The 20,528-nt window shown below is 56.3% G+C and carries 18 protein-coding genes and 1 pseudogene; 13 read left to right on the forward strand and 6 right to left on the reverse strand.

Annotation, left to right across the window (positions count from 1 at the left end):
• Positions 1 to 11 precede the first annotated feature (11 nt).
• From ACR0JF_RS07640 to ACR0JF_RS07665, 6 genes and pseudogenes are all read left to right on the forward strand, one after another.
• A complete protein-coding gene (locus ACR0JF_RS07640; protein ID WP_170661407.1) occupies positions 12 to 971 on the forward strand; it encodes a cupin domain-containing protein in 960 nt (319 codons plus the stop codon).
• Entirely contained in the window at positions 968 to 1,570 is a 603-nt protein-coding gene (locus tag ACR0JF_RS07645; RefSeq protein ID WP_170661406.1) for a class I SAM-dependent methyltransferase, read from the forward strand. Before ACR0JF_RS07640 ends, ACR0JF_RS07645 begins: the two co-directional genes overlap by 4 nt.
• 10 nt (positions 1,571 to 1,580) lie before the next feature.
• Positions 1,581 to 2,705: a cobalamin-independent methionine synthase II family protein gene (locus ACR0JF_RS07650; RefSeq protein WP_170661405.1), complete on the forward strand. Its 1,125-nt coding sequence runs from the start codon at positions 1,581 to 1,583 to the stop codon at positions 2,703 to 2,705.
• The gene (locus tag ACR0JF_RS07655; RefSeq protein ID WP_170661404.1) at positions 2,702 to 3,397 is read left to right on the forward strand and encodes an alpha/beta fold hydrolase; all 696 of its coding nucleotides are present in this window, start codon (positions 2,702 to 2,704) and stop codon (positions 3,395 to 3,397) included. Before ACR0JF_RS07650 ends, ACR0JF_RS07655 begins: the two co-directional genes overlap by 4 nt.
• Positions 3,394 to 4,089, forward strand: a complete 696-nt coding sequence (locus ACR0JF_RS07660) for an RraA family protein (protein WP_170661403.1) — start codon at positions 3,394 to 3,396, stop codon at positions 4,087 to 4,089. Before ACR0JF_RS07655 ends, ACR0JF_RS07660 begins: the two co-directional genes overlap by 4 nt.
• 358 nt (positions 4,090 to 4,447) lie before the next feature.
• Positions 4,448 to 5,201 (forward strand): annotated as a pseudogene (locus ACR0JF_RS07665) (IS5 family transposase).
• Between the two features lie 173 nt (positions 5,202 to 5,374).
• Here ACR0JF_RS07665 and ACR0JF_RS07670 read toward each other — a convergent pair.
• Genes ACR0JF_RS07670 through ACR0JF_RS07695 form a run of 6 tightly spaced genes read right to left on the reverse strand, consistent with a single transcriptional unit; the run spans position 5,375 to position 10,118 of the window.
• On the reverse strand, positions 5,375 to 6,157 hold the full coding sequence (locus ACR0JF_RS07670) for a TonB family protein (protein ID WP_170661402.1): 783 nt from the start codon (positions 6,155 to 6,157) through the stop codon (positions 5,375 to 5,377).
• 38 nt (positions 6,158 to 6,195) lie between these two features.
• Positions 6,196 to 6,591 (reverse strand): biopolymer transporter ExbD, encoded by a 396-nt coding sequence (locus ACR0JF_RS07675; RefSeq protein ID WP_170661401.1) that lies wholly within the window; start codon positions 6,589 to 6,591, stop codon positions 6,196 to 6,198.
• Entirely contained in the window at positions 6,588 to 6,959 is a 372-nt protein-coding gene (locus tag ACR0JF_RS07680) for a biopolymer transporter ExbD (RefSeq protein ID WP_170661400.1), read from the reverse strand. The genes ACR0JF_RS07675 and ACR0JF_RS07680 overlap by 4 nt, the downstream gene beginning before the upstream one ends.
• On the reverse strand, positions 6,949 to 7,614 hold the full coding sequence (locus tag ACR0JF_RS07685; RefSeq protein WP_170661399.1) for a MotA/TolQ/ExbB proton channel family protein: 666 nt from the start codon (positions 7,612 to 7,614) through the stop codon (positions 6,949 to 6,951). Before ACR0JF_RS07685 ends, ACR0JF_RS07680 begins: the two co-directional genes overlap by 11 nt.
• Positions 7,615 to 7,618: 4 nt before the next feature.
• On the reverse strand, positions 7,619 to 8,056 hold the full coding sequence (locus ACR0JF_RS07690; protein ID WP_480669088.1) for a hypothetical protein: 438 nt from the start codon (positions 8,054 to 8,056) through the stop codon (positions 7,619 to 7,621).
• Positions 8,057 to 8,078: 22 nt separating this feature from the next.
• Complete coding sequence (locus ACR0JF_RS07695; RefSeq protein WP_480669090.1) at positions 8,079 to 10,118, reverse strand: TonB-dependent receptor domain-containing protein; 2,040 nt, start codon at positions 10,116 to 10,118, stop codon at positions 8,079 to 8,081.
• Positions 10,119 to 10,356: 238 nt separating this feature from the next.
• Between ACR0JF_RS07695 and ACR0JF_RS07700 the strand changes: the two genes are divergently transcribed.
• The 7 genes from ACR0JF_RS07700 to ACR0JF_RS07730 all read left to right on the forward strand — a co-directional run bounded on the left by ACR0JF_RS07700 (position 10,357) and on the right by ACR0JF_RS07730 (position 20,478).
• On the forward strand, positions 10,357 to 11,409 hold the full coding sequence (locus ACR0JF_RS07700; RefSeq protein ID WP_170661397.1) for a ChuX/HutX family heme-like substrate-binding protein: 1,053 nt from the start codon (positions 10,357 to 10,359) through the stop codon (positions 11,407 to 11,409).
• Positions 11,409 to 12,260: an ABC transporter substrate-binding protein gene (locus ACR0JF_RS07705; RefSeq protein WP_170661396.1), complete on the forward strand. Its 852-nt coding sequence runs from the start codon at positions 11,409 to 11,411 to the stop codon at positions 12,258 to 12,260. Before ACR0JF_RS07700 ends, ACR0JF_RS07705 begins: the two co-directional genes overlap by 1 nt.
• Complete coding sequence (locus ACR0JF_RS07710) at positions 12,257 to 13,330, forward strand: iron ABC transporter permease (RefSeq protein ID WP_170661395.1); 1,074 nt, start codon at positions 12,257 to 12,259, stop codon at positions 13,328 to 13,330. Before ACR0JF_RS07705 ends, ACR0JF_RS07710 begins: the two co-directional genes overlap by 4 nt.
• Positions 13,331 to 13,332: 2 nt before the next feature.
• Positions 13,333 to 14,106 (forward strand): heme ABC transporter ATP-binding protein, encoded by a 774-nt coding sequence (locus ACR0JF_RS07715; protein WP_170661394.1) that lies wholly within the window; start codon positions 13,333 to 13,335, stop codon positions 14,104 to 14,106.
• Between the two features lie 1,347 nt (positions 14,107 to 15,453).
• Entirely contained in the window at positions 15,454 to 17,637 is a 2,184-nt protein-coding gene (locus tag ACR0JF_RS07720) for an esterase-like activity of phytase family protein (protein WP_170661393.1), read from the forward strand.
• Positions 17,638 to 18,204: 567 nt separating this feature from the next.
• Positions 18,205 to 19,242: a GlxA family transcriptional regulator gene (locus ACR0JF_RS07725; RefSeq protein WP_170661392.1), complete on the forward strand. Its 1,038-nt coding sequence runs from the start codon at positions 18,205 to 18,207 to the stop codon at positions 19,240 to 19,242.
• Between the two features lie 96 nt (positions 19,243 to 19,338).
• Entirely contained in the window at positions 19,339 to 20,478 is a 1,140-nt protein-coding gene (locus tag ACR0JF_RS07730) for a ring-hydroxylating oxygenase subunit alpha (protein ID WP_170661391.1), read from the forward strand.
• Positions 20,479 to 20,528: the final 50 nt, after the last annotated feature.

Here is a 20,528-nt window from a genome sequence, read left to right on the forward strand (position 1 = left end):
AGGAGACCATCATGAGCACAATCCAACAACGCATCGTCCGCTACGGCGAGCTGAAGCCCTGCAAAACCGCCTTTATCGACGCCCACACACCGGGCAGTGACCAGAAAGAGAACTTTACCATTATCGGCGGCGGCGTCTCGGAATCGCCCGACCAGCACGTCCACATCACCGACAAGATAGGCTTTAACATCGGCGCTGCGGGCCAGCCTCCGAAATGCCGGAACTCTCTGCACAGCCACACCACGGCCGAGGTGTTCTTTGTCGCCAAGGGCCGCTGGCGGTTCTTCTGGGGTCGCTACGGCACTGCGGGTGAGTTCATTGCCGAGGAAGGCGACATCTTCAACATTCCAACCGGCATTTTTCGCGGGTTCGAAAATGTAGGGCAGGATTATGGGATGATCATGTCGATCCTCGGCGGCGACGATGCCGGGGGTGGCGTAACATGGGCGCCGCAGGTCATTCAGGACGCGCAGGCCCACGGGCTGATGCTGGGTGATAATGGCGTTCTGTACGACTCCAAGAAAGGGCAAGAGCTGCCCCACAACGTGCGGCCGATGCCGTTGATGACCGAGGAACAGTTGAAAGACTACCCCGAAGTACCGGTCGAGGATGTGGTGGGCAAATACGTCGCCCGTTATTGGGATCTCATGGCGCTGTCGGCCAATAAACCAGCACCGGTGATCGGCGAAAACGCTCTGATTAAAGATAAACCGGGGTTCGAGGTCGACTTCCTCGGGCGCGGGTCGAGCGTGAGTGATCCAATTGTTGCTGAAAAGCCGGTTGTTTTAATGCCCGCCAGCTGTCACTGGCGCATCTCGATTGATGGGTATGAGACCACTCTGTCAAATGGAGACACCGCCTTGGTTCTGCCAGGAGAACGCTATAGCGTTGAACCGTCGATGACCGGACAGGCAGGTCTGTACCGGATTACAGCGACCGATGACCCGGCAGGAGCCACCTGGACAGGATGACCGCAGATCCAAACGACACCCATGCTATCTATGAACGGCAGGCGACCGACTATGACAAGCGCCGTTCAAAGGCCTTGTTCGAAGCGCGCTGGCTGGCGCGCTTCACTGCCAGCCTGAAGCCAGGCGATCGCGTTCTGGATTTAGGGTGCGGGACAGGCGATCCGATTGCGCGGTGGTTCAAGGCCGAAGGGTTTGACGTCACGGGTGTCGATTTCTCTGAGGCGATGCTGGCCATTGCCCGGACCCGCTGGCCCGATGGGGATTGGCGACATGGCGACATGCGCGATTTCGAACTGGATCAGACCTTCGATGGCATCATCGCCTGGAACAGCTTTTTCCATTTGACAGCGGACGAGCAAAGGGCTTGCATCGCCCGCATGTCCCGTCACTTGCGGCCCGGTGGAATGCTGATGCTGACCGTCGGTCCCCGCGCGGGAGAGGAAAGTGGTACCGTTGGATCGGAACCTGTCTATCACGCGTCGCTGTCTCCGGCAGGCTATGCTGTTTGCCTTGAAGAGTACGGGCTGCAATTGACCGGGTTTCTGGCCGAAGACCCTGAAACCCAAAGCCACACAATCCTGATGGCTCGCAAAATCTGAGGAGGCCCCAATGACCGTAAAGACCACGCATGTTGGATCCCTGCCCCGCTCGCAGGACGTGGTGGATTACATCTTCGCCCGTGAAAACGGCAAGCCATACGATGCCGCAGGTTTTGATGCCTGCATGACTGAAGCGGTCTCCGAGACGGTGCGCAAACAGGTCGAAGCCGGGGTGGATATCGTCAGCGATGGCGAGACCTCGAAGATTTCCTACGCCACCTACGTCAAAGACCGATATACCGGTTTTTCCGGTGACAGCCCGCGTAATGCACCTGCGGATCTGAAGATGTTTCCCAGCTTTTTGCAACGCCTCGCCGATGATGGCGGCACCCCGAAATATGCGCGCCCTATGTGTACGGGCGACGTGCGTTCAAAAGGGCAAGGCGAGTTGCAGAAGGACATCGAAAACCTTAAGTCGGCGATGTCCCAACGTGGGCTCGACCGAGGCTTCATGAACGCCGCCTCGCCAGGGGTGATTTCGCTGTTTCTGCAGAATGACCACTACCCAACGCGCGAAGCATATCTGGCCGCGCTGGCCGATGCGATGAAAGAAGAATACGAGACCATTGTGGCCGCCGGTCTGGACTTACAACTGGATTGCCCGGATCTGGCCCTGTCGCGGCATATGTTGTTCACCGATCTGTCGGACGATGCGTTCGTGAAGATCGCCAATATGCATGTCGAGGCCCTGAATCATGCTCTGCAGAACGTCCCGCAGGAGCGAGTGCGTGTGCACATCTGTTGGGGCAATTACGAGGGCCCGCATTGTTGTGACATCGCAATGGACAAGGTGTTCTCCACGCTGATGGCGACCAAATCGCGCTATGTGCTGTTTGAAACCTCGAACCCGCGACACGCCCATGAATGGACCGTGTTCCGCGACCGGAAAAATGAGATACCCGATGACAAGGTACTAGTGCCCGGCGTTGTCGACACCACCACCAACTTCATCGAACACCCCAAGCTTGTGGCGCAGCGCATCGACCGGTTCTCGGGCATCGTTGGCGCGGATCGAGTGATTGCAGGCAGCGATTGCGGTTTTGGCACCTTCGCGGGCTTCGGAGCGGTTGATCCGCAGATCGCCTATGCCAAATTGGCGGCGCTATCGGCTGGGGCAAAGCTGGCCGCGTCATGACGCCTTTGATCTTGTTGCCCGGCATGATGTGCGACGCGCGCCTCTTTGGTCCGCAGATCGACGCGCTTTCAAACAGGGTGCCGTTGATGAGCTTCCCGCTAAGCCAGCAGGACAGCGTCGGGGCCATGGCCGCCGAGATTCTGAACAACGCCCCTCCGCGCTTCGCTTTGGCGGGGCTGTCGATGGGTGGGATTGTTGCAATGGAAGTGCTGCGTCAGGCCCCGGATCGGGTGGAACGGCTTGCTTTGCTGGATACCAACCCGCTGGCAGAAGCGCCCGAGGTCAAAGCGCGCCGTGCGCCGCAGATGGCCGCCGTTCGCGAGGGGCGCTTGCGGCAGGTGATGCGCGATGAGATGAAGCCCAACTATCTGGCGGACGGTCCACGACAGGGCGCTATCCTGGACCTGTGCATGGCTATGGCTGCGGATCTGGGGCCCGACGTCTTTCTGCGTCAATCGCAAGCCCTGATGGATCGCATCGACCAACGCGCGACCCTTTCGGCCTATTCCGGCAAAACGCTTGTTCTGTGCGGGCGTGCCGACGGTCTTTGCCCTGTCGAACGCCACCAACTCATGCACGATCTTATGCCAGACAGCGTGCTGACGATCATTGAAGACGCAGGGCACCTGCCCACACTGGAACAACCACAAGAAACCACGGCGGTCCTGATCCGCTGGCTGGAGGACTCATGACCCCATCGCTTCTGTCTCTGCTTCGCAAGGTCGACACGCCCACCGTATGCAACGCCATTGAAGTGGCGCAGGGCAAACGAGGATTTGATCAGTTCACCCGGGGCACCATGCTGTGCTCTGCCCCCGATGAGCCGGCAATTGTCGGCTATGCACGCACCGCCAAGATAGCCGCCATTCACCCGCCAACCGAGCCAGCAGATGTGATCCGGGCGCGGCGCATGGCCTATTACAAATATATGGCTGAGGCCCCGGAGCCATCTGTCGCGGTGATTGAGGATGTAAACTACCCGGACTGTATCGGCGCCTATTGGGGTGAGATCAACACATCGGTCCACAAAGGGTTCGGTATTTCGGGGGTCGTCACCAATGGCGTGATGCGCGATCTTGGGGACCTACCCGATGGGTTTCCCGTCGTCGCCGGTTCAATCGGCCCGAGCCATGGGTTCGTCCACATACGCGAGATTGATACACCAGTTTCCGTGTTTGGCCTGACGGTAAGCCCAGGTGACCTTATACACGCTGACCGTCATGGAGCACTGGTGATACCAAAGGATATCGTTGTGCATCTGGAAGCGGCGATCCAGAAACTGCTGGTGACAGAGCGTATCGTCTTGGATGCTGCACGCCAATCTGGGTTTGATTTTGAAACCTTTGAAACCGCATGGGCCGAGTTCGAAAAGGCAAGGGTTTGATTTCAGCAAACAAGTGACGGATCGACCATGAAAAGTAAGACTTCGCGCTAGCGAAAGAGTAGCTCTGAACTGCCGGTGAGCTAGGCCCTATGCGCGTCAATCAGCTTCCAATTTTGACGCTTGCTGCGAAGGCCCGAAGGTCCCCTCCTCTTCCATGGCATTGGCATCACTTTTCATCTACTGGCTACTAGTCCTGGGCTCTGGAACAGGCAAAACCGGAACTCCCGCGCAGTTCCACCGCTTGGTCGCGCAGTATCTGACCCCGCGATTAAATCGGTCCAATGAACGACTACTGGAGACAAGATCCATGATATCCTTCGGGCGGTATGATTCACGATTTGAAAATTGAGTTTTGAACATATCAGATCTATTCTGGATGACGGACGCGCAGTTAGCGCGTCCTGGGCCTTTCTTACCGAAGTCCCATGGCAAGCAAAGCGTTAATGACCGGCGTGTATTGAGCGTGTTTCTCATCATTAACTGCAACAGCATCCGATGGCGTGATGTACCGGCTGCGTATGGCCTAATAGGACGCTGTAAAACCGTTGGAAGCCGCGAAGCGATAAGGGCATCTTCGCCCGGATGATGGCTGGTCTGGCCACCGCGCATGGCGAAAAGAAGGCCGTTGTGATCGACGCGACTTACCTGAACGCGTACCGCACAGCGACCAGATTAGGCGTCAAAAAGGGGGCGTGGACGCCTAATGGGCCGGAGACAGCCGGCGCAAATACGAAGCTAAATGTCATCTGGGATAGTCTGGTCACACCGAACAGACTTTCTGCCACTACCGGTCTGGCCAATAACTAAATCGGTGCACCGGCGTTGCTGAGTAGATTTCCGGACGTCGATTGGCTACTCGGTGACCGGGATTGTGATGCCGGCTGGTTCAGAGAAGCGTTTAAAAACAATTTGATACGCGCCTGCACCTAGGCCGCAAACAACGCGAGACCCAGTTCAAATACGGCAAGAGCAGGTTCAAACGCCGCGACCGAATCGAGATCATGTTTGGAAGGCTTAAGGACTGGCGGCGCGTGGCAACCCTATACGACCGCTGCCCGAAAGTCCTCCTCTCTGCCATCGCCGTCGCGGCAACCGTCATCCCTTGGCCATGATTCCTGACCCTAAGGTGGCAAAACTCCCTCATCGGAAGCATCAGTGCGGCTGTTGCATAGCTTAGCTAACGCGTGCTGTCTGGCATTTTGAAATCACCCTTCGCACTCGCGCTGTCGCAATCTGGTGCTGATCATATGGTTCTTAAAAACTTTCCTCCCTCGTGCATTCACCGCTACTTGCTCAAAATTTTTATATTGTACTCGCGACGGGCCCCGGCAGGCGGAATTGGAAAAGGTGCAGCCGCGCGCACCTGTGACAAGGCGATCTGGTCCAAACGCTTGGAACCTGAACTACGGGCAATGTTGGCCGATACCAAAGCTCCGCTGTCAGCGATGCGAAACGTCACCAGAACGGTACCGCGGATGTTGACGCTTTTGCGTCTCGCGCGAAGAATCTTGCGTTTGACTTTCCCCGCGTAGTTGCTTGCTTCGGCATTGCCCTGGGCCGAGGTTGAACTGGCTGTCTTTTCTGCGGCGGCTTCTCCCATGGCGGTTTCGCCCGTTGTGCTGCCCTTTTTTCGAGTGCGTTCACCATTGCCTGCTTTCGCAGCTGGCTGGGCGACTTTCTTTTTCTCAAGTTCTGCGTTTTGTGCGGGTGACGTTGCAGGTTTGCGTTTGGCCTCAGCCTCAGGCCGTTTGGCTTGAGTCAATTCGGACTGGCTTGCCTTTAGAGTATCCGTCGCCTTCAATGCTTCTTTCGCCGAAGGCGCGACCTGTTTTACAATAGGTTTTGCAGTCTTCACTGTCTGCACCTCGGGGTTTGCTTGTTTTATTGGTTGATCAGGCTCTACACTCGTTTTCCGGGCCGTGACCGGCGCGGATGCAATGGTTCCAGCAGTGAAATCCTTAAAGGACGTCCCAAGCGCCGCAGTTTCGACCGAGCCACCACCTTCGATTTGCGTCAATGTTTGTAGGCCAAAGTCATGCAAAGCAAGACCGTGGGTCGCGGCGGCCAACACGATCGCAAATGCGGCCATGGCGCGAGATTTGGGGATCATTGCAGCGCCCTTTGTGTCACCACAAAGACCTTGTTTGCACCCAAGGCACGGAGCGCATCACTAACCGCTTTCAGCCGCACCGCTGGAAGCGCGCGGTCGGGAACCAAGCGCACTATTTCCAGAGGCAGGTCAATCGAGGCGCGTTCAGCATAAGCTTCAACATCTGTCAGTTCGGCTCCACGAAACTCGAGCACACCGTCGGCCCGGATGACGAGCGCATCTGGCGGTTCGCGCCCTTCAAGGTCCCGCGTTTCTACCAGTTGCACCGAATTGCCAAGCGGCGGGGGAAGCGTACCGGCAATCATGAAGAAAACCAGCATCAGAAAGACGACGTTGATCAGAGCTATTGTGGGTTCACGGGTTCGCCTCACCTTTGGTTTCAATTGCATCATCCGATCACCTGCGTCCGTAGCTGAGCCACGCCTTTCAAGGCCGTCAGCAGGTCAATCAGTTGTTGCGAGGTTGCGTTCTGGCCGAGACTGATCAATGCCATTTGTTCGGAGGTCCCGTTGAAAAGCTCGGCAACGCTATCCAGGGTTATTACGGTCCCGTCGACCAGAAGACGATCCTGTTCAAGCTTCACAAAGCGGATCGGGATGTCTTGGTCTGAACCGCCTGCCGAAGCCGTTGAAAACTCGATCTCGCCGAATTTCGAGAAGGTCGAAGTAAGCATGAAAAACAGGAGCAGCAAAAAGATAACGTCGATCAACGAGGTCATCGACAGGCGCTTGCGCCACTTGGTGCGGGTCTCAAGTGCCATGGGCAAGAGCTGCCTTTGGCTTCTCGGTCGCTTTGCATTCTGCGGCGTGACCAGGTGCGAAAACGGTGCGTAAGGCACGGTTGGTAAAAATGCGCTCACGCGTCATGCGTGCCTCGAACCACGTCAGCAAAAGCGAGGTTGGCATGGCGACGGCTAACCCTGCAGCCGTTGTCAGCAGGGCAACCCAAATGCCGCCAGCAAGCAGTGCAGGATCTACCGAATTGCCTGCGCCTTGTAAGGTTTGGAAGGCTTCGATCATGCCAAGAACAGTGCCGAATAGCCCCAGTAGCGGTGCAAGCTGTGACACCACATCAAGCACGTTGAAGCCCCGTTCGAGCCCCGCAAATCGCGCTTCGGCCTCGGCATCGGCACGCTCGGATAGAGTGCTGCTATCGCCGCCGAATGACATGGCGATCACCGGGGCCAGATAGCTTCGGCTCTTTTCCAGATGCGCCATCGCAGCAACACGGTCCCGGCGGTCCCAGGCTTCAATCGCCAAAGACAGCTCGATATGGCGACCGACGCCGGCGGTCGCATATTGCCAAAGCTTGTAAATGACGAGCGACAGGGTTGCGACCGAGGTTGCGATCAGGATCGCAACAACCGGCCCGCCAAGCGCAAGGGCGTCTGTTAATTTCTGAATGATCGTATCCATTGGCCTATCCAATTATTTCCGTTTCAAGGCGGCTTTTGAGTGTCAGGTTTGACATGCAGGCATCCTCCATCCCGCCTTGATGCGCACACTCCTGCGCGCCGTTGATTAGGATTCGCGTGATGTGGTTGCAGGCCATTCCAACGAATTGAAATTGGCGAACCCTAGGACGCCCTGCGGGCAGATCCTCGAAATCCAGAAGCGTGAGCAGAGCAACCCCACCTTCGGCGCCGAATAAGACCATTTCGTAGACGGCGCTTTCGATATCAGCGTTATAGGTATTCTCGACTAAGAAGCTGAGCAGGCAGCTTTGGTCTCGTTTTTCCGCAGAACTCAGCTCTATCGAAACGCCACCGGTTCCTTCGGCGAAGGCAAGCCCCGCCCCCAGAATTGGGAGAAGGGTCAGCAGGACCAACCGAGCATTTCTTTTCGACGCAATTCGCATAACTGGTCCTTTCTTTTCTTGATCAGAAGGTTTTGGCCACGGTCAGCTTGAAGTTCCGGCCCGGCGCATTGCGCGTCGACAGGTTCGGCAGGTAGTTTTTGTCGAAGATGTTCTCGATACCTGCCCTAACTTCGAACCCTGCGAGCGCGCCTTCTTGCGGGAAGTAGGACGCACGCAATGTGTTCACGCCATACCCGGCAACCGGGTCGCCTGAGGAATCAAAGCCAGACCTGGCTCCGAAAAGCTCCCAGCTGACGTCCAGCGTTTCGCCAAACCGTTTGCCGAATGTGATCCGCGCCGAATCCGACGGTTCGTTGCGCCAGCGGGACTCCTGCCCGTTTTCATTAGTTTCCGTGCCGCTTACGACGTTGGCGTTAAAGTCGACATAGAATCCGCCAACGTTCGCATATGATGCTTCGATTTCCACACCGCGCGTTTCGACCTTGTCCAAAAGGACCGAGGCTCCGGTAATCGGATTCGACTGAGTGTACGATGTGACATCCCGCAAGTTGGTGTCGTAGAAATTCACCTTGGCGCGCACGACATCGCCCTCGGCAAAGATATCTCCGCGATTGAACGAAAACCCTGCTTCCCAGGTGCGCGATTTCTCGGGTTGGGTCATGAATACCGGGGTGCCAAGGTCGTCGATGATGGGCGGGCTTTCAGTGTATGCACCGCCGCCAAAGATGCCGAAACCGTTTGCGAATTCGTACCGCGCCGACAGACCCCCCATCAGAGCATCGTTATCGTAGCTCTCATCGAAAGGTTCTGTATCGCCATCCCCCTTGATGTCCTGCGTTTCGTAACGCAGCGCCGGTGTGATGGTCAGTTGGTCGCCGATCTGAATGTCATCGACAGCGAACAAGGCAATCCGACGATCGGTCCCACCAGGAGCTGACGGGGCATCCAGACGCTCTCGATTGATGAACTCGATCCCGGCTCGAAGATCATGCGAAGCGATTCCAGTTTGGAAATACGAAGTGTTCTTGATCGTCAGCTTTGTGGTTTCATAGTTATGTGACGCGTCCGCCAGAGCCCGAATGCTTGGGAAAAACGGAGTTCCCTCTAAGCTAGAGGAGCCAGGAACATAGCTGCTGTCGATGGACTGCTCGGAATAACTGAGGTTCACATCCAAATCGATCAGATCGTTGTCCGCTGGCCGGTATTGATACCGCAGTATGCCAATCCGGGTTTCGATATCACGATCCACATTGCCAAATGCGTCTGCGGATGTACCGAATGAGTCATATGGCACGTCCCGTTCTTCCGAGGTCGACTGGTTCCAGGACGCGGTAATCGAATGCTCCAGGTTGTCGCCGAAGCTGTATTTACCCTTCGCCAACAGGGAAGGCAGGGTAAAGGCGCTGTTGCCGATTGTATCGCCATTCCCGTCTTCCTGATCGTCCTGATCGCGATAGGTGTAGTTGAACAGAAACTCGGTCTGCTCGTTCGGCTGCCAAGCCAGAATCGACGACGAGGCAAAGCCGCTACCGTTGGAATACCCTTCCAACGTCTGACGGAACCGGAAGCCGGGCTCACCGCCGGTGAAATCCGAGGCGTCTTTGGTTTCCAATTGAACCACACCGCCGACGACGCCCGAGCCGAATTCAAACGACCCGACAGTGCCCCGGATCACCGACACGCTTTTGTAAAGCTGCGGATCGGTGAAGAGTTGGTTGCCGATCCGATACAGCTCTTCCGAACCGGTTGTTGCCCCGTCGATCAGAATGAGAACCTTCTGGTCGGTGCCGAAGGTGCTGTTGGCACCGAAGCCGCGAATGTTGATACCTGACCCCTGCGGTGTCGAGCCATTCACCAGAGTCACACCAGGCACCGTGTCGATCAGCTCTGCAACCGTGTTGGCCTGACGGTCGTTAATCTCTTCCTGATCGATATTGGTAATAGGTACTGCGGTGTCGGTCTGGATTCCCCGTTTGCTTTCGCCCAGCTCAAGTGTGCCCAGGAACCCATCATCCTGTTCCTGCGCCCAAGAGGCCGCTGCGATGAAACTGAGACAAGAGGCGGTGCCAAGTAGGCCCGCCTTTCGAATTGAAGCACGCATTTCTGTCCCTTCGAGTGGTTTGAGGACCGGAGATGCTTGCAGTTCGCTGGCTAAGGTCAGTCTTTTTTGGTGTTTTTTGGAATCGCCTTTCAGCGATGACTTGTGCTCGTTAATAAAGCTTACTAAAACAGTCAACATATTTCCGTGACTGAGTTTGCAGTCACTGCCAGCGGGCCAATGACGGGATCATGGGCCAGGCCAGCGCTTCACAAAACCACTCGAAGATGGGAAATCCACTATGGAACAGGTGCTTACGGCCCCTCAGGATATTCGTGCCGCCTATGCAGAGAAGGCTGGCAAACGTGATCGCGATCTGGCGGAATCACTTGGTTTGTCCGAAGGGCAGCTGGTGGCGGCCTTCGCTGGGTACGGCACAACAAGGCTGAGATCAGACATGGATGCGCTTTTTGGCCAGTTGAACGGGTTGGGAGAGGTCATGGCGCTGACTCGCAACCCTTCCTGCGTGATCGAGAAAGTCGGGCAATACGACAACTATCATCCCGGCGCCCATGCCGCGATGGTCCTGACCCAAGAGATTGACCTGCGCATATTCCCCAGCCATTGGGTTCATGCCTTCGCGGTCGAGCGTGAAACGAATTCCGGAACACGCCGCTCGATTCAAGTATTTGATGCGGCCGGAGATGCGGTTCACAAGATTTTTCTGCGGGACGGCTCGGATCAGGATCACTGGGCACATCTGGTCCAGACGCTGGCTGCGGACGATCAATCGCAGACGATGACAGTCGATCAGCGCAAACCAACCGAAGTACCTAGGGCCAATCCGGGCAAGGCTGAAATCCTTCGCAATGAGTGGGCCAAGATGACGGACACGCATCAGTTCATGCGCTTGACGTCGAAGCTCAAGATGAACCGGTTGGGGGCATATCGTATTGCCGGTGCGCCTCTGGTTCGGGCGCTTGACCCAGACACAATTCCGCAAATGTTCGAACAGGTGCGCGACCAAAGGCTTGAAGTCATGGTCTTTGTCGGCAATCGCGGTTGCATTGAAATCCATGGTGGCCCAGTCAAAACCCTGAAAAAGATGGGGCCTTGGTTGAACGTGCTGGACAAGGATTTCAACCTGCATCTGCGCACCGATTATATTGCCGAGGTCTGGGCCGTCACCAAACCCACCCAACGAGGACCCGCTGTTTCAATTGAAGCGTTTGACGCTGAAGGCGGATTGATTTTTCAGATTTTCGGTCGACGCGCCGGCGATACTGACCACCGCCCCGCCTGGGGTGCTTTGGTCGCAGGGTTGCCCGACGAAGTCACAAAAGAGGTGGTGTAGTGCGACGGTTCTTATCACTCTGCACGGCTGCTTTTCTCTCAGCCACTACTCTGCAAGCAGACGAACAACGCGTGATCGCGATCGGCAGTTCAATCACCGAGATCATCTATGCTCTCGGGCAACAAGACCGGCTGGTGGGCCGTGATCGGACCTCAACTTACCCGGCCGATGCGATGGATTTGCCGGATGTGGGCTATCGGCGCGCTCTTTCGCCCGAAGGCGTGCTGTCCGTCGCACCCGACCTAATCCTGGCATTGGAAGGCTCCGGCCCGCCAGATGCCATTTCGGTGCTTCAAGAAGCCGGTGTGGAATTTGTCACAATCGACGAAGAGTTTACCCGAGATGGGATAGTGGAAAAAATCCGCGCGGTGGGCGCCGCTTTGGGTGTTGAGGCCGAAGCCGAAGAGTTGGCTGCAAGCGCCGCGCAACAACTGGATCAAGCGCAAGAGAGTGCCTCGATCGTGGCGGGTGCGGACCCATTGAGTGTTTTGTTCATTCTTTCGGCGCAGGATGGAGAAATCACCGTCGGCGGGGCCAACACACAGGCCGACAGCATTATCAGAATGGCGGGCGGTGAAAACGCTGCGGCAGGCATTTATGGATTCAAGACCATGACGTCAGAAGCGTTGGCAGTCTCCGCGCCCGACGTGATCCTGATGATGGAGCGGCGCGGCAATCACGGAACTTCGGACGAAGACCTTTTTGCAATGCCCGCGATCCAACTGACCCCGGCAGGGCAGAACAAAGCCCTGATCCGTATGGCAGGTGCGTATCTTCTGGGCTTTGGCCCGCGTACAGCAGATGCAATTTTGGACCTATCGGCGGCGCTGCAAAACGCGAGCGGATCATGACGCTGGCGTTAGACCACGGCGCTCCGATGCGCGTTGACGCGCGAAGGATCAGGGCCAGGCGCGTGACGCTGTTTCTAGTTGTCGTCCTGACCGTAACAAGTGTGGTCAGCGTCTCGGTAGGAGCGTCCGAAGCCTCGCTGACGATTGCGGTCTTGGACTTACTTCAGGGGCGTGAGTTGTCGGACCTGAACCGGATCATTCTATGGGACATTAGATTGCCCCGTCTGGCGATGGGAATACTTGTTGGTGCGGCGCTGGCGGTCTCGGGCGTGGTGATGCAAGGGCTGTTCCGCAATCCGCTGGCCGATCCTGGGATCGTCGGTGTCAGCGAGGGCGCTGGGTTGGGCGCGATCACAGCCATCGTCTTTGGTGGCCTTCTGCCCAGCACGGTCCTCGCGTGGGTGGGCGACGGGCTGATTGCCGTCGCGGCCTTTCTTGGCGGATGGGGTACAGTCCTCATCCTCTATCGCATGTCCACGCGCCAAGGGCATACATCGGTTGCCACAATGCTGCTTGCAGGCATTGCGCTGGCGGTCCTGGCCGGAGCGGTATCTGGTGTGATGATCTACATGGCTGACGATCAGCAACTCAGAGACCTCACCTTCTGGGGCATGGGCTCGCTGGCTGGTGCGACGTGGATCAAGGTTGCAACGGCTGCTCCGATTATTCTGGCTGCAATTATCTGCACACAGTTTCTTGCCCGTGCCTTGAACGGTATGGCGATGGGTGAGGCCATTGCCCATCACATGGGCATTCCAGTCCAGCGAAGCAAAAACGTCGCGATCCTGGCGGTTGCTGGGGCAACTGGTGCCGCCGTTGCCGCGTCGGGTGGCATAGGCTTTATCGGAATCGTGGTGCCGCATCTGCTGCGCCTCAGCACCGGACCAGACCACCATCGCTTGCTGATGAATTCAGCTCTGCTGGGGGCCACGCTGCTGTTGTGCGCAGATGTGATCAGCCGCGTGATCGTCGCTCCTGCGGAGTTGCCAATCGGGATCGTGACCGCGATCCTTGGCGCGCCGGTGTTTTTCTGGATCCTGCTTCGACGCCATGGCTCAATGGGAATGTAAGTATGAAAGCCGAGAACATACGCGTCCAAATCGGAAGCAAAGAGATCCTGAAGGGCGTGGATTTTAAAGCAGAGCCCGGGCAAGTCACGGTCATCATCGGCCCGAATGGATCCGGTAAATCCACTTTGTTAAAAGCACTCTCGGGAGAAATCCAAAGCTCCGGCAGGATCTCATTAAACGGCCACGACATAACGGCACTAAAGCCTTGGGAATTGGCTGCCATACGAGGCGTTCTTCCGCAGTCAACAACCGTGGCTTTCCCCTTCACAGTGCATGAAGTAGTCAGGCTTGGGCTGGCAAATGGCTTGGCCGCCGAAGACGACACGTTGCCGTCTCGGGCATTGATGCAAGTTGACCTCGGCGGCTTTGAGACGCGGTCCTACCAGAACCTATCTGGCGGTGAGCAGCAACGCGTTCAGATGGCGCGTGTTCTGACGCAGGTCTGGGACACCAAAGATCTGGATCAGCCGCGCTGGCTGTTGCTGGATGAACCCGTTGCAAGCCTGGACATCGCACATCAGTTCATCGTTCTGCGCATCGCGCGGGACTTCGCAGCACAAGGAGGAGGTGTTGTCGTGGTTATGCACGATCTAAACCTGACAGCTTTGTTCGCCGACAAGGTATGTCTTCTGAGCAAAGGAAAAGTCTGGTCGTCTGGCCCAGTGTCAGCCGTTCTCACCAATGAGACGATGCAGCAGGTTTACGATATAGACTTGCCGATCAACACGATACCTTCTTGCGGGATGCCATTTTTTTTGCCTCAAGCGATGATCTGAACAAGATGGTTCGCCCGTTTTCCACGATACATCCACGGCTCAAAGCGGACATCCGCCAGTACGCAGGGATACTGCAATGCGGCCCGTCGAGCCAGCCATTCACAGCAAGTGCAAAACTGCGTCGCCTTCTGGGGTCGGCAACGCGGACTTTGCGGCCGTCCGAATTATTTACTCCAAAGGACCCCAGTCGGCCCAAGGCGGCCATTGGTCTGAAATGCAGATACTAAGGCCGCCGTCTCTCCTAATTGGGGTTCACAAGTTTTTGCACACTTGGTTTTCGGGTTACATTAATAGAGGAATCCGGTCAGGCAGGAGCCATCTTTACTTGCGTGAGTTGCGGCGTTGGAGGTTTCGCCCAAAACAAGAATTTACCCTGCCTGAGAACTGTGGCCCGCGGAAATAATAGTAGCGATAAACGGTATATCTATTGAAACGCCAGCATGAAAAAGGGCTGCCCAGGCAAAAGCGTTGTCGAGGGAAGAAGAACCGCATGACGCAACTGTGAGGTTACGCCATTTACAAAATACGAAGGGTTTATGCCTCTGAGCAACGGAGGTGCAAATATAGGCCCAATATCCTGAGCTTGTGTTCGCAGCACCTACTTTAATTTTTACTGTGATGATGCGTATTCGGTAATAGAATTAGAGCCGCAGCCGACTAGCGCGGCATCTTCGCCATTGGCTTTTCAGCAATAGGTTGTTTGCGGATGTTCCAGTTAACTGGCAACTAGGGATCGGGTTTTAGCCCACATAGCCGGCCAACGGCCCTTCAGGTATGAGGTTGCGTTTACCGGTTTTGATAATTCTTTCAAAAGGATAGGCCGGGACCGCTTTGGGCACTGTGTTGCTGATCTCCCAACGAGGCATGGCTGGCTAGCAGTAGTCCAAAACTGACCACGCCTATATGGTTTGATCTCCACGATTGCGGCCTTCCTTTCCGGACATTCGCTGAAGGCGCGATGCCGTCTAGCCAGCGGCCGACAACTGTCAAAATTCGCAATACCGCTTTGTCTAATTTGATAAACCAGATCATCACCACGCGACCTATCCATGGGACAATCCATCTGGGGAATAAGGGTACAGTGACAGGAAGTACGCGCCTGAACGAGGCTGCTACGTTTGGCTCATGTCGGAACACAGAACGCGACCAACACGAGTGTCCGGTCTCTTTTAAAATGCTGATAACTTGCGACATAACCTTTGACCTGACGGGGTTTGAATTGGTCAGCGTATGCTGCGGCGGCCTACCCTTTTTTGCGTTTGTCACCAAACTGAATCCAAACCGTCACAAAACCGCAATGACCCGGGTTCATCCCCTTCTCATCCAAGTGAGAGAGGATACCACCCGATGTCGTTGCGCTTTGTCTGCCTGACATCTGCCCTTGCCCTGACCGCCGGCCAGGCTTCGGCAGAAATGAATTTCAACCGAATTGCTTCTTTCCCCGTCGTTAAGAATATGGCCGAGGGAACTGATACCGAACGTGAGACCTCACCCGAGATCATTGCTGCGACTGCAGACGGGATGACGTTGGTCTATACAGATAGCCCGTTAGGTGTAATCGGCATGGTCGACATCACCGACCCAGCGAACCCGGCACCTCTGGGCGCGATGGAAGTGGGCGGCGAGCCGACATCAGTTGGGATCGTTGGTGGGACGGCTTTTGTGGGCGTGAACACTTCGGAAAGCTACACCGCCCCGTCGGGCAAACTGATCTCGGTCGATATCGCAGGCAAGGCGGAAACCGGCGCCTGTGATCTGGGCGGTCAACCCGACAGCGTTGCGATTGCCCCAGATGGCAGCTTTGTCGCCGTGGCGATCGAAAACGAACGCGACGAAGACCTGAACGACGGCGTCATCCCGCAACTCCCTGCCGGATCGCTGGCACTGGTGCCGCTGAAAGATGGCGCGCTGGAATGCTCTGGCATGAAGGTGGCCTCGCTGACTGGTCTGGCCGAAGTTGCCCCAACTGACCCCGAGCCGGAATTCGTTGACATCAATGGTCTGGGCGAAACCGTCATCACCCTGCAGGAAAACAACCACATCGCGGTTGTTGACAAGGACGGGAACGTAGTCAGCCATTTTTCGGCTGGCGCGGTTGATCTGGAAGGCATTGACGCCACGGACGAGCGAGGCGCGCTGATCTTCACCGAAAGCCAAGAGGGTCGCCTGCGCGAGCCTGATGCGGTGAAGTGGTTCGACGACAACCATTTCGCCACCGCCAACGAAGGTGACTACGAAGGCGGCTCGCGCGGCTGGACGATCTTCCACAAGGACGGCACCGTTGTTTACGAGAACGGTACCGATTTTGAGAAGGCGATTATCCAGATCGGGCACTATCCCGACAAACGGTCCGACAGCAAAGGCGTTGAGCCGGAAAGCGTGACTGCAGCCACCTTTGGCGGCACGCCGATGATTTTTGTGGGCGCCGAACGCGCCTCGGTCGTGGGTGTTTATGACACCACCGATCCGGCCAACCCGGTTCTAAAACAACTGCTGCCCTCGGGCGTGGGGCCGGAAGGCTATGTGGCAATCCCCGAGCGCAATCTGCTGGTCTCGGCCAATGAAAAAGACCTGATCGAAGATGGCGGCCCGCGTGCTCATGTGTCGATTTTTGAGTATCAGGATGCCCCCGCCGCTTATCCGCATCTGACCTCCGCTGGCGCGGATGAGTTGATCGGATGGGGTGCCCTGTCCGGTCTGGTCGCAGATGAGGATGGCATCATCTACGCGGTTAATGACAGCTTCTACGGCTTCCAGCCTTCGATCTTCAAAATCGACCCCAGCCAGACCCCGGCCCGCATCGTGGACGTCATCCGCATCCACCGTCAGGACGGCAACCCGGCGCAAAAGCTGGATCTGGAAGGTATCACGCTGGATGGCAAAGGTGGCTTCTACGTCGCCTCTGAAGGCCGAACCGACCGCGTCATCCCCCACGCGATCTACCATGTCTCGGCCGAAGGCAAGATCAAGGACCGCAAGGGTGAGATCGGCCTGCCGCCGGAACTGATGGCCGTCGAGAAGCGCTTTGGCTTTGAGGGCATCACCAAGGTCGGCGACACCCTATGGATGGCCGTTCAGCGCGAATGGAAAGACGATCCGGAAAACCACGTGAAACTGGTCGCCTATAACCTTGAAACCAAGGAATGGGGCGCAGTGCACTATCCCAAAGCTGACCCGGAAACTGGTTGGGTAGGTCTGTCGGAAATCACCGCATTCGGTGACCATGTTTATGTCATCGAACGCGACAACCAGCACGACCACCGCGCGGTTACCAAGAAAATCTACCGCATTCCGCTGTCTGAAATGAACCCGGCCCCGCTGGGTAGTGAACTGCCCGTGGTCAGTAAGGAAGAGGTCCGCGACTTGCTGCCCGACCTGACCTCGACCGGCGGCTACGTACTGGACAAGATCGAAGGTCTGGCCATCCTGCCTTCGGGCGAGGCATTCGTTATGACCGACAATGACGGCGTCGATGATGCCTCGGGCGAGACGATGTTCTGGTCGATTGGCTCGGTTTCGGCTGGGAACTAGACTAAACATCAGAAATCAAAAGGCCCCGCGCAGAGATTGCGCGGGGCTTTTGCATTCAAAGCCAGTTTTGATCCCTTTGGTCGAATCCCTTCGTTTCGAGGACGTCAATCTCACTCGCCATCAATTGTACATGGCTCTCATACGCCAAAATAACCGGCGACCTAGCATGTGATCTCAGCTCTGCCGAGTCGTTCGCACATCTGTGTACTTTGGCGAAGTTTGTAGAACATTTGGTGTATGACGACGTTAGCAAAAGCGCTGCCCGGTGCGCTAATGCTCAAAGACTAACAATGGTGTCGTGAAAATTCGGTTCAAAAGGATCGTGTCACCATTCTGTGCGCTGAATCTGAACAGACCTTGTGAGCCCCAACCAGCCTGTGCCGATCTGAGAAAGGCGGCCTTTCAGATCGCTGGCACGTAGGCAGAAATACTTCTTGTCCGACTGAGACGAGTGCGAATTCGACCAGCAGGCATTCTTTAAACCACGAGAAACAGACGAAACGTGTTGGTCCTGATCGAAGTGATAGTATTGACCAATCCCGACACCCATTTAACCTAGATGGCCTTATGGCGTCTCAACCACACAACATTCTGACACTTCTTGTCCTGGTAACACCAAACTTCAACATGGCAGCAACAGTGGGTTTCATCGACCCGTTCCGCGCCGCAAACTACCTGGAAGGCAAAGCACGGTTCCAATGGCAGATCGCATCCCTGCACGGTGGTCCTTGCACTGCAAGCAACGGGATGACCATCGACACGATTGCACTGGCCGAGGTTCAGGAAGGGCGCAAGGATTTCGTGATCGTCTCTTCCAGTTGGGCGCCGGAAGCCTACAACTCAACCCCGCTTCATACGTCGCTATGGCGTTGGGCCGGTCAAGGGAGCACGCTGGGCGGGCTGGACACCGGGGCGTTCATCCTCGCCGAAGCTGGTTTGCTCAAGGGGCGTCGGGCCACGGTGCACTATGAGCATATCGACGCGATGAAAGAGCTCTATCCCAATGTCGAGGTCAGTGAGGAGTTGTTCGTATTCGACAAGGCCCGCATCACCTGTTGCGGCGGCGCGGCAGCCTTGGATTTTGCCTTGCATATCATCGAGGGCACCAAGGGCGACGCTTTGGCCAATGCGGCAGCACGATACGTTTTTCACCAGACCGTGCGCCCCCAAGGCGCTATGCAAAGTCCGGGACTGGCCGAGCCGATGGGTCAACTGGCCCCCACAGCGGTCAAACGGGCGATAGCGTTGATGGAGCAGAACCTGGAAACACCGCTAAGCATTCCCGAGATCTGTGATTCCATAAACCTGTCACAACGCCAGTTGAATCGGCTGTTCGCGCGGCACGTCAAGAAAACTCCAACCATGTATTATCGTGACATCCGGCTGGACCGTGCACGCGGGCTGGTGACACAGACAGATATGTCTTTGCTTGAGGTTTCGGTGGCCTCGGGTTTTGCCAGCCAGGTTCATTTCAGCCGCGCATACCGCGAACGGTTTGGGCTGTCACCGCGCAATGATCGGGTGGAAGGCCGCGTTCCTTTTGAATTTCGAGCCTGGCCCATGCACCGCAAGACGGATAAGCAGATGGCGAATAAAGTTAAGTAAACGGCGAACTGTGCACAATGGTCGCGTGTGAGAGACGCGATCCTGTATCTCTGACCGAGTCACTCGGCAGGGTTTTGTTCACAGGAGACGCCCGCAATGACTGAACAGCCAACGTCCCAGCAATTCGCGGATATTTCCAAGGGCTATCACGAAAACCCATCCAGTTCGTTTTCGCTGCGGGCCGAGGCCTATACGGATCCAGCCTGGCACGCTGTGGACCTGCGCGAGATCATCGCCAAGACGTGGCAATGGGTCTGCCATGTCGAAAAGCTGCGCAAACCAGGCAGCTATGTCACGATCGAGATCGCTGGTCAGCCGATAGCCGTGGTACGTGATCGGGAAGGCGTTCTGCGTGCGTTCTACAATGTCTGCAAACACCGCGCCCATCAGCTTTTTTCGGGCGAAGGTAATACGACCCGCATCATGTGCCCTTATCACGCCTGGGTTTACAAGTTGGATGGACAGCTGGTGCGTGCCCCGCATACCGAGAATCTGAATGGATTCGAGCCCAAAGAGATTTGTCTGGATGAGGTGCAGGTAGAGGAATTTTGTGGTTTTGTTTATGTAAACCTTGATCGAGAGGCCTCACCCCTGTCGGAGCTGTCCGGCGATCTGGAAACCGAAATCCGCCACTGGGCGCCGGATATCGAAGAGCTGACATTTGCTCATCGACTGACCTATGACATCAAGTCCAACTGGAAGAACGTGGTCGACAATTTCCTAGAGTGTTACCACTGTCCGACCGCTCACAAGGATTTTTGCGAACTTGTCGATATGGACACCTACAAGGTGACCACGCACGGCATCTATTCCAGTCACATGGCCGATGCGGGCAACACGTCCAACAGCGCTTATGACGTGTCGAATGCCACGGTGAAAACCCATGCCGTTTGGTGGCTATGGCCCAATACCTGCATCATGCGGTATCCGGGTCGGTCGTCGATGATCATCCTCAACATCATCCCTGCAGGCCCCGACCGGACGCTGGAAACCTATGACTTCTTCCTTGAAACCAAGGAGCCCAACGAGGCCGAGGTCGAAACGATCCGCTATCTGGACGAAGTGTTACAGGTTGAAGACATCAACATCGTTGAAAGCGTGCAGAAAGGGATGAACACTCCAGCCTTCGACGTGGGCCGCATCGTGAACGACCCTGATGGCTCGGGCATGTCGGAACATGCGGTGCACCATTTCCACGGTCTTGTTTTGGACGCATACAAAAGGGCCGCCAGGTGAGTCAGTTTTCCAAAAGAATGCAGTTCCAACCTCCTCCCCGCCCGTGACTG

The sequence above is a fragment of the Ruegeria sp. BG11 genome, assembly GCF_056538565.1.

Excerpts from the sequence above, each read along its gene's own strand:
- ACR0JF_RS07640 (WP_170661407.1), top strand. The coding sequence starts at position 12 with ATGAGCACAATCCAACAACGCATCGTCCGCTACGGCGAGCTGAAGCCC.
- ACR0JF_RS07645 (WP_170661406.1), top strand. The coding sequence starts at position 968 with ATGACCGCAGATCCAAACGACACCCATGCTATCTATGAACGGCAGGCG.
- ACR0JF_RS07650 (WP_170661405.1), top strand. The coding sequence starts at position 1,581 with ATGACCGTAAAGACCACGCATGTTGGATCCCTGCCCCGCTCGCAGGAC.
- ACR0JF_RS07655 (WP_170661404.1), top strand. The coding sequence starts at position 2,702 with ATGACGCCTTTGATCTTGTTGCCCGGCATGATGTGCGACGCGCGCCTC.
- ACR0JF_RS07660 (WP_170661403.1), top strand. The coding sequence starts at position 3,394 with ATGACCCCATCGCTTCTGTCTCTGCTTCGCAAGGTCGACACGCCCACC.
- ACR0JF_RS07675 (WP_170661401.1), bottom strand. The coding sequence starts at position 6,591 with ATGATGCAATTGAAACCAAAGGTGAGGCGAACCCGTGAACCCACAATA.
- ACR0JF_RS07680 (WP_170661400.1), bottom strand. The coding sequence starts at position 6,959 with ATGGCACTTGAGACCCGCACCAAGTGGCGCAAGCGCCTGTCGATGACC.
- ACR0JF_RS07685 (WP_170661399.1), bottom strand. The coding sequence starts at position 7,614 with ATGGATACGATCATTCAGAAATTAACAGACGCCCTTGCGCTTGGCGGG.
- ACR0JF_RS07690 (WP_480669088.1), bottom strand. The coding sequence starts at position 8,056 with ATGCGAATTGCGTCGAAAAGAAATGCTCGGTTGGTCCTGCTGACCCTT.
- ACR0JF_RS07695 (WP_480669090.1), bottom strand. The coding sequence starts at position 10,118 with ATGCGTGCTTCAATTCGAAAGGCGGGCCTACTTGGCACCGCCTCTTGT.
- ACR0JF_RS07700 (WP_170661397.1), top strand. The coding sequence starts at position 10,357 with ATGGAACAGGTGCTTACGGCCCCTCAGGATATTCGTGCCGCCTATGCA.
- ACR0JF_RS07710 (WP_170661395.1), top strand. The coding sequence starts at position 12,257 with ATGACGCTGGCGTTAGACCACGGCGCTCCGATGCGCGTTGACGCGCGA.
- ACR0JF_RS07715 (WP_170661394.1), top strand. The coding sequence starts at position 13,333 with ATGAAAGCCGAGAACATACGCGTCCAAATCGGAAGCAAAGAGATCCTG.
- ACR0JF_RS07720 (WP_170661393.1), top strand. The coding sequence starts at position 15,454 with ATGTCGTTGCGCTTTGTCTGCCTGACATCTGCCCTTGCCCTGACCGCC.
- ACR0JF_RS07725 (WP_170661392.1), top strand. The coding sequence starts at position 18,205 with ATGGCGTCTCAACCACACAACATTCTGACACTTCTTGTCCTGGTAACA.
- ACR0JF_RS07730 (WP_170661391.1), top strand. The coding sequence starts at position 19,339 with ATGACTGAACAGCCAACGTCCCAGCAATTCGCGGATATTTCCAAGGGC.